The organism is Streptomyces sp. ATLC9, assembly GCF_057196705.1.
The window spans coordinates 1-689 of sequence record NZ_JBXUOY010000564.1; the positions used below are offsets into that span (position 1 = coordinate 1).

Annotated in this window: 1 protein-coding gene; it reads right to left on the reverse strand. The window is 80.6% G+C overall.

Annotated elements, in window-relative coordinates; translation table 11 throughout:
- Positions 1-689: helix-hairpin-helix domain-containing protein (locus AC2CJA_RS27075; RefSeq protein ID WP_484605262.1), on the reverse strand; the 689-nt coding region annotated here is incomplete at both ends.

The following is a 689-nucleotide window of genomic DNA, read 5'->3' on the forward strand; positions in this document are numbered from 1 at the left end:
CACCAGTGCCGCCGGCTCGCCGCGGGCGGCCTCGCCGCCGGTGTGGACCACCAGACCGCTGCGGGCGGCGGCGCGCACCAACTCGGCCGCGGACGGACCGGGCGCCCTGTCCGCGGCCTCCTCCCAGCGGGCCGTCTCCTCCCCGCCGGGCGGGACGAAAGTGCTGCCCAGCCGGGCCAGCCCCTCGGCCAGGCCCTCCTCGGCCAGCGCGTGGCGCTCCAGGCCGACGAGCAACCGTACGGGCCGCTCGCCCGCCTCCTCTTCCGCCCCGCTGCTCCCGGCCACGGCCTCCCCGGTCCCGGAGCCCTCCTCCGCGGCGTCCTCGAAGGCCAGCACCGCGCCCGCGTCGACCGCCTCGTCCACCGCCGCATCCGGCTCCGGTACGCCGTACCGGGCCAGTCCCTCGGCCAGGGCCCTCGGGGCGAGCACGGTGTGCCCGGACAGCGCCGCCCGTTCCAGCAGCCACACCGCCAGGGCACGGCCGCGCCGCTCGTCGCCCGGACCGCCGTCCGGCCCCAGCAGCGCCCGAGCGAAGCCGTCCGCCTGCTCCGGTGCCACGCCCGGGACCGCCAGCAGCTCCCACGGGTCGGCCCGCAGCACCTCGGCGGCGCCCTCGCCGAGGGCCTCCACCACGGCCGCGCCCAGTGCCGCGGGCGCGCCGCCCTCGGCCAGCAGCGCGGTGACGTCCC